This is a genomic window from Streptomyces sp. NPDC005195, assembly GCF_040608315.1.
Taxonomy (GTDB): Bacteria; Actinomycetota; Actinomycetes; order Streptomycetales; family Streptomycetaceae; genus Streptomyces; species Streptomyces kaempferi.
Window position 1 is genome coordinate 1 of the sequence record NZ_JBEXHZ010000111.1, and the last position, 7,777, is coordinate 7,777.

At 70.9% G+C, this 7,777-nt stretch carries 6 protein-coding genes and 1 tRNA gene; 4 read left to right on the forward strand and 3 right to left on the reverse strand.

Translation table 11 applies throughout. The features are described 5' to 3' along the window. Window positions 1–43: 43 nt before the first annotated feature. A tRNA-Met gene (locus tag ABZV34_RS35805) sits at window positions 44–117 on the reverse strand. A 245-nt stretch (window positions 118–362) separates the two neighbouring features. Beyond that, a complete protein-coding gene (locus ABZV34_RS35810) occupies window positions 363–1,874 on the reverse strand; it encodes an FAD-dependent monooxygenase (RefSeq protein WP_356286337.1) in 1,512 nt (503 codons plus the stop codon). Window positions 1,875–1,962: 88 nt separating this feature from the next. Between ABZV34_RS35810 and ABZV34_RS35815 the strand changes: the two genes are divergently transcribed. Next, the gene (locus ABZV34_RS35815) at window positions 1,963–2,604 is read left to right on the forward strand and encodes a helix-turn-helix domain-containing protein (RefSeq protein ID WP_356286325.1); all 642 of its coding nucleotides are present in this window, start codon (window positions 1,963–1,965) and stop codon (window positions 2,602–2,604) included. Window positions 2,605–2,757: 153 nt separating this feature from the next. Here the strand turns inward: ABZV34_RS35815 and ABZV34_RS35820 are convergent, their stop codons facing one another. Continuing rightward, complete coding sequence (locus tag ABZV34_RS35820) at window positions 2,758–3,492, reverse strand: TetR family transcriptional regulator (RefSeq protein ID WP_356286328.1); 735 nt, start codon at window positions 3,490–3,492, stop codon at window positions 2,758–2,760. Window positions 3,493–3,632: 140 nt separating this feature from the next. Here ABZV34_RS35820 and ABZV34_RS35825 point away from each other — a divergent pair, with 140 nt between their 5' ends. From ABZV34_RS35825 to ABZV34_RS35835, 3 genes are all read left to right on the forward strand, one after another. Further along, on the forward strand, window positions 3,633–4,790 hold the full coding sequence (locus ABZV34_RS35825) for an NAD(P)/FAD-dependent oxidoreductase (protein ID WP_356286331.1): 1,158 nt from the start codon (window positions 3,633–3,635) through the stop codon (window positions 4,788–4,790). 297 nt (window positions 4,791–5,087) lie between these two features. Then, window positions 5,088–6,605, forward strand: coding sequence for an MFS transporter (locus ABZV34_RS35830; RefSeq protein ID WP_356286332.1), 1,518 nt, complete (start codon window positions 5,088–5,090; stop codon window positions 6,603–6,605). A gap of 179 nt (window positions 6,606–6,784) precedes the next feature. After that, on the forward strand, window positions 6,785–7,612 hold the full coding sequence (locus ABZV34_RS35835; protein WP_356286334.1) for an aldo/keto reductase: 828 nt from the start codon (window positions 6,785–6,787) through the stop codon (window positions 7,610–7,612). Window positions 7,613–7,777: the final 165 nt, after the last annotated feature.

A 7,777-nucleotide genomic window follows, 5' to 3' on the forward strand; every position in this document is an offset into this window, starting at 1 on the left:
CGCGTGTGGGGCCGGCACTTGGTGCCGGCCCCTCACGATTCAGTAGCGGGGACAGGATTTGAACCTGCGACCTCTGGGTTATGAGCCCAGCGAGCTACCGAGCTGCTCCACCCCGCGTCGTTGACACCACTCTACGGCAACTCCGCCGAGGCTGAGACCATGATTGTTTCCTGGGGGGAACGAGGCGCGGCGGAGGACCTGCAGCAGCGCGCGTGCGCACGGGAGAGTCCGGCGCGACCTGCTCGTGGCGGGAGGGCCGGGCGACGAGGACCGGCCGCACGTGCCGGCTGAGGAGCGGGACCCGCGTCAGTCACCGGGCAGCGGTGGAACCTGCCGTGGCGGGTCAGGGCGGCGACCCTGGCTCAGTTCACCATCGCGACGGTGTCGGCGATCTCGGCGAGCAGGGCGGAGGCGTGGACGGCGGAGCTGTCCGTGGCCCAGCGGACGTAACCGTCGGGACGGATCAGCAGGGCGGCAGCGCCGAGATCTTCTGCGCAGGTGGCGCGGACGAGATCGACCCGCGGCGGAAGGCCGAGGCCGGCCGGGACGGTACCGGTCAGATCGAGTAGGACGGCATGCCCCGCGGCGAACAGCGTCGACAGCCGGACGGGGCCGGCGTCGGTGACCAGGTCGGCATCCGGCACGCGGTGCCCGGTGAGCGGATGCCCGCCGGACAGCTCGTAACGCAGCGAGAGGCCGGACATCAGTCCCGCGACGTGACGGTTGGCGTCCGGCAGTCTCAGCAGGTCGATGAAGATGTCCCGCAGGGCGGCCACGTCCTCGCCCGGGTTCGGATCCGCCAGGACGCGCTGCGCCGAGGTGTGATGCAGGACCTGGGCTCCGACCGGATGCCGCTCGGCGTGATAGCTGTCCAGAAGGCCGCTCGGCGCCCGGTCCTGGACGGCCGCGGCCAGTTTCCAGCCGAGGTTGAACGAGTCCTGCATGCCGAGATTGAGTCCCTGGCCGCCCAGTGGGGGGTGGATGTGCGCCGCGTCGCCGGCGAACAGGACGCGGCCGGCCCGGTAGTGCTCCAACTGCCGGGTGGCGTCGGTGAACCGGGACGAGTTGTCCACGGCGCCGAGGGTGGTCCCGGAGCCGTACACGGTCTGCAGCGCGACGGTGATCTCCTCCGGGGTGACGCCGGAGGTGTCGCGTGAGGTGTCGCGTGAGGTGTCCGGCTGGTCCGCGCGTCCGAAGGTGAACCGGTACCGGTCTCCGCCGAGGGGGGCCAGCATGGCCCAGTAGTCGCCCGCTCGGCGCATCAGGGCGCTCATGTGCTCCAACTGCCGCGGCACCGACGGCGATACGGTGGCGAGTCGGATGTCGGCCAACACCGCCTGATGGGTCCCCGGCCTGCCGGGAAACGGCAGTCCGAGCAGTTTGCGCACCGTGCTGTGTCCGCCGTCGCACGCCACCAGATAGCGAGCCCGCACCCGCAGACCGTCCGCCGTCACGACCACCCCCTCCTCGTCCGGCTCCACCCCTGAGACGGCCGTGCCGCGCAGAACCGGCGCGCCGGCCGCGACCGCCCGCCCTTCGAGCAGTTCCTCGATCTCCCACTGAGGGATCGCGATCGGGAAGGGATACCTGGTGTTCCAAGGGGTGCAGTCCAGGGGCACGGGCAGGGCGGCGAAGTGCCCGCCGACCGGATCACGCGACGTGGCCCGCATCAGCAACGGCTCCAACAGCCCGCGCGAGTCCAGCAGTTCAGCGGTGCGGGGCTGAATCCCGCCGCCCTTCACCTGCTCGATGCGTTGGGGCAGTTTCTCCAGCACGAGCGTCTCGACCCCTGCCAGGGTCAGTTCGTACGCCAGCATCAGTCCGGTCGGGCCCGCGCCCACCACGACGACCTCGGTCTCGCTCACCGTCAACACCCTCGCCTCGTCCCATTTCTCGTCTCGGAGCAAATGTATACCAGATGCAGAAATCGTCTCGGGGTAGCAATCTGCTACGGTGAGCGTCGTGGACGACAAGCCAGGGCTCAGGGAACGGAAGAAGCGGCGTACCCACGCGGCGATCTCCGATGCGGCGATCACGCTGTTTCTGGAGCACGGCTTCAACCAGGTCTCGGTGGCCCAGGTGGCCGAGGCGGCCGAGGTGTCCAAACGCACGGTCTTCGCCTACTTCCCGGCGAAGGAGGACCTCGTGGTGCACCGCCTCGCCGACCATGAGACCGAGATCGCACGCGTCGTGAGGGACCGCCCGCACCTCACCGCCCCGCTGACCGCACTGCGCGAGCATTTCGTCCAGGGTCTGCGCGAGCGGGATCCGATCACCGGACTCAATGATCACCCCCAGGTGCGGAGGGTCCATCAGATGATCCTCGACGCGCCCTCGCTGGTTGCCCGGATGGAACGCTTCAAGACCGGCTCCGAGCGAGCACTCGCTCAGGCGCTCCGGGAAACGGCGGGCACTTCGGAACTGACCGCGCGGTTGGCCGCCGTCCAGATCGTCGCGGTCCACTGGACGCTGGCGCAGGACAACGCGGAACGCCTGGCGCACGGAGAGCCGGCCGACGCGCGCCATCCGGGCGCGGCGGCCGACGCGGAACACGCGTTCGCGCTGCTGGAGAACGGGTTGCGGGACCTGGGCCAGACCCGCTGATTCCACCCGGCGATGGGCCGTGATGGGCCGTGGACAGCCACGGGAGCCCGGTCGGGCCACTGGCTCGGGCCGAGCCGGCCGTGCCGGTGGCGGTGGCGGTGGCCGTGGCGTCCGACCATGTTCTGACTGCCGGAGCCGAAGGCCTCACCTGGCTCAGGTGGTGGGCGGGGTGGGCCTCTGTTCGCCGGGCGGGTGGGGAACGGTGATACCGGTGAGGGCGAGATCGATTCCGGCGAGGAACTGCTCGCGGTCGTCGTGCTCGCGCAGCCGGCTCGCGACGGCCCGGGTGAACGGGTAGTCGTCGGGGTCCAGTTCTTCCCAAGCCCTCGATACGGCGCCGAGGAACTCGGCGCGGTTCGCGCCAGGGCCGAGAGTGCGGGCGTGCGCGGTGTTCGCGGCGTTCTGCCCGGCGGCGCCGAGGATGTAGTGCACCAACACCGAGGTCGCCGTGAACCAGCTCTCCTCGGGCACTCCCAGCGCCCGGACGCGCCGGCCGATGCTTTCGAAGATCCGCGGGGCCACCGACCCCCAGGGACTCCGGGAGAGCTGCGTCGAGAGCTGCGTGGCGAGCCAGGGGTGTTCGTCGATGGCGTGGAACAGGCCGAGCGCGACGGCGCGGATCTCGTCCTGCGGCGAGGTCGGGGACTCGGCGGGCTCGACGGCCAGCGCGTCGGCGACGACCGCGTCGGTCGCGGCGCCGAGCAGCTCGCCCTTGTTCGCCACATGCCAATAGATCGCCCCTGGTCCGGTGGCGAGGCGCTCGCCCAGCGCGCGGAACGTGAGGCCACCCTCGCCCGTCGCGTCGAGAAGCTCGATCGCGACCTCGACGATGCCCTCCCGGGAGAGCGGTTCCTCTCGTCGCTCTGGACGACGCGTCCTGGTTGCCATACGCGCATCCTGGCACACCTCTGGAACGCTGTTCCAGCTTGACATCTATGGAACGCCGTTCCAGGCTGCATTGGAACGACATTCCAGAGGGGTCCCGCCGGGTGACCGTCCGGCAGGCGTGCGACAGGCAAGGAACCACCATGACCACTGATGTCACGATCATCGGCGCAGGGCTCGGAGGGCTGACCCTCGCCCGCGTCCTCCACGTCCACGGCATCCCGGCGACGGTCTATGAGGCCGAGACCTCGCCGACCGCCCGTACGCAGGGCGGCATGCTCGACATCCACGACCACAACGGCCAACCGGCTCTGCGAGCGGCGGGCCTGCTCGAAGAGTTCCGCGGCCTCGTCCTGGAGGGCCGCCAGGCGACACGGGTACTCGACCGGGACGGGACCGTTCTGCTCGACGAACCCGACGACGGCACGGCGGGACGCCCCGAGGTGCAGCGCGGCGAGCTCCGGCGGATCCTGCTCGACGCACTCCCGGCGGGCACCGTCCAGTGGGGGCGCAAGGTCAGCCGTGTCCGCGCCCTCGGCGACAGCCGCCACGAGGTGACCTTCGTCGACGGCGGTACCGTCGTCGCGGGTCTGCTGGTCGGCGCGGACGGAGCGTGGTCACGGGTCCGTCCGATGGTCTCCGACGCGGCACCCGAGTACATCGGCAGGTCGTACGTCGAGACCTACCTGTTCGACGCCGACACCCGCCACCCGGCCGGCGCGAAAGCGGTCGGCGGTGGGTCGCTGTTCGCGCTCGCGCCGGGGAAGGGCATCCAGGCTCACCGGGAGAGCGGCGGGACCCTGCACACGTACGTGGCGCTCTCGCGGCCTCGGGGCTGGTTCGCCCGTATCGATTTCAGCGATCCCGTCGCGGCCACCGCCCGGATCGCCGAGGAGTTCGACGGCTGGGCGCCGGAGCTCACCTCCCTGATCACCGACAGTGACACCGCGCCGGTCCTGCGTCCCCTCAACGCCCTGCCCGTCGAGCACCGGTGGGATCGGGTGCCGGGGGTGACCCTGCTCGGCGATGCCGCCCACCTCTCGGCGCCGAACGGTGAAGGCGCCAACCTGGCCATGTACGACGGCGCGGAACTCGGTGAGGCCATCGCCGCGCACCCCGGCGACGTCGAAGCCGCGCTCACCGCATACGAGCGGGCCCTGTTCCCGCGCAGCGCAGAGGCCGCCGCCGATGGCGTCGAGCTCCACGAAGTCCTCTTCGGCGACGACGCACCCCATGGCCTGGTCGACATGCTCACCGGACACGAGCGGACCGGGGACCGCGCCGGCCTCGGGGCCGAGTGACGGCGAGGCCTGCGTCACTCCTGCAACGGTCACGTCGGACATGGACGCCCCGAGCGTGGTGGAGCGGGATCAGGGTGTCCCGGGAGCGGGTTCGAGGAATTCCGGAAGAGGGCGCGGCGAGTCCCGGAAGGGGTACGACGCGAGACCCGGAATACGCTCACTGCCGGGACCCGTGCCCGCGCCGCCTCGTCCGACCGGACGGGCCAAAGGCCCCCACGCGAGCGGCTCGGGTTGGACACTGGGTGTGTGCTCGTACGCCGCTGGGGGAACTCGATTCCCCAGGTGAGAGGAGCCCCTGTGACACCGTCGACGTCAGCGGCCGGTGGCCGGGAGCCGGCCGCCCAGGAGGCCGGGTCAGAGCCGGATCCGCGGCGGTGGCGGGCCCTGTGGGTCACGCTGGTGGCGGGCTTCATGAGTCTGCTGGACGTGACGATCGTGGCCGTCGCCCTGCCGACCATCCAGCGTGACCTGCACGCCTCACCGGCGCAGGTGCAGTGGGTGGTGTCCGGGTACGCCCTCACTTTCGCCCTCGCCCTGGTCACCGCTGGGCGCCTCGGTGACGCCCTGGACCGGCGTCGCATCTTCCTGCTGGCCCTCGGCGGCTTCGTGGTCTGCAGCGCCGCCTGCGGTGCGGCCCCCGACATCATGCTGCTGGTGGTGGCCCGTCTTGCCCAGGGCCTGGCGGCCGGTTTCATGGCCCCCCAGAACTCCGCGCTCATCCAGCAGATGTTCCGGGGCGCCGAACGCGGTCGGGCCTTCGGCCTCTTCGGCGCGACCGTCGGCATCTCCTCCGCCGCGGGCCCCATCACCGGCGGCGCCATCCTCGCCCTGGCGTCCGGGCCCGCGGGCTGGCGTTGGATCTTCTATGTCAACGTCCCCATCGGAATCCTCGCCGTCCTGCTCGGCCGGCGCCTGCTGCCGCGCATCCGGCGTTCCGGGCGTGGGCGCGTGGACGTGGCCGGCGTCCTGCTCCTCGGACTCGGCGTCCTCGCGTTCATGTACCCGCTGGTCCAGGCGGACTCCGGCGGCTTCGGCCGGCTGTGGTGGCTGTTCCCGGTCGGCGGCGTCATCCTCGTGGGCTTCGTCCAGTGGCAGCGCCACCTCGTGGCCTCCGGCAACCAGCCACTGCTCGATCTGCGCCTGTTCAGCACCGTGCGCGGGTATGCCGTGGGTGCCGGCGTCGGCACGCTCTACTTCATGGGCTTCAGTGGCGTCTGGCTGGTTTTCGCTCTCTTCTACCAGCACGGCCTCCACTTCTCACCGCTCCGCTCGGGCCTTGCCGTGACCCCCTTCGCCCTCGGCTCGGCGGCAGCGGCGGTGGTCGCCGGCCGCATGGTGGAACGGTTCGGCCGCCTCCTCACCGTGGCCGGCCTGACAGGCGTGATCGCCGGCCTCGGGACCACGGCGCTGCTGCTTCGCTTCGTCTCCCTGGACGTCGCGCCCTGGATCGCCGCCCCGGCCCTCTTCCTCGGTGGCATCGGCAGCGGCTTCGTGGTCTCTCCCAACATCACCATGACCCTGCGGGACGTACCCGTGCGCATGGCGGGCGCCGCCGGCGGCGCCCTGCAGACCGGTCAGCGGCTCGGTGCCGCGGTGGGCACCGCGGCACTGCCCGGCCTCTTCTACCTGACGCTGGACAAGAGCGGCGACTATCGGGGCGCCCTTGTCACCGCGCTGGTCGTCGCCCTCGTCGGCATGGTGGCCTGCCTGGCCCTGGCCACGTTCGACTGGCAGCGCGACCGGCGGCATCATCACCGGCACCGCAAATGCCCGGACGAGGTCGCGAACAGTCCCGTGCACGCCCGGCTGGACTGACGCGCCCCGCGCAGCCGATTCCCGTCGGCCGCGCCCGCGCTTCACCCGGCCCGGGACCGCCTGCCGGGGCATGCGCACGAGGCCAAAGCCGACCATACGTATGTTTTGCGGCGGAGGTGGAAGGGGGGCAGCGTGGGCGTGCACGCCCACGCTCCGTGAACCAGCGATCAGGAGTCATCGTGACAGCAGTTCCCGCCCTCACCCTCAACAACGCGGTGCGGATCCCCCAGCTCGGCTTCGGTACCTTCCAGATCCCGCCGGAGGAGACCCGCGAGACGACGCTGGCCGCGCTGGAAGTGGGCTACCGGCACATCGACACGGCGGAGATGTACGGCAACGAGAAGGAGGTCGGCCAAGCGGTCCGCGACTCCGGTCTCGACCGTGGCGACGTCTTCGTGACCAGCAAGCTCGACAACGGCGCCCATGCGCACGACGACGCGCTCCAGGCGTTCGACCGCACCATGGAGGAACTGGGCCTCGAATACCTCGACCTCTTCCTCATCCACTGGCCGCTGCCCGGCAGGGGCGACTTCGTGGAGACCTGGAAGGCCCTGGAGGAGATCTACGGCTCGGGCCGGGCCAAGGCCATCGGCGTCTCCAACTTCCAGCCCCAGCACCTGCGCCGGCTGCTGGAAGGCGGCGATGTGGTGCCCGCGGTCAACCAGATCGAGGTGCATCCCTTCCTCACCCAGGGCGACGTCAGGGCCTTCGGCGCCGAACACGACATCGCCACCGAGGCCTGGTCGCCCATCGCGCAGGGCAAGGTCCTCGACGACCCGACCATCAAGCGCATCGCCGAGCGGGTGGGCAGGACACCCGCCCAGGTGACCTTGCGCTGGCACATCCAGCGCGGGGACATCGTCTTCCCCAAGTCGGTGACCCGGAAGCGCATCGAGGAGAACTTCGACCTCTTCGACTTCGAGCTCGGCGAGGGCGACGTCGGTGAGATCTCGGCGCTGAACCGCGACGAGCGGACCGGCCCCGACCCGGACCGCTTCAACGGCTGAGAACAGCCGTCCTCGGCAGTCCTGAGCGCCACACGCCCGGCCGGCGTCCGTGCGTGTGAGGACCTCAGGTCATGGGACGGGCCGGTGCACCCGGCGGGTCCACCCCCACGTCAGGGAAGTGAGTCAGCGGCAGTGGACCCCCACCCGGACCGTGTGGATGACCGC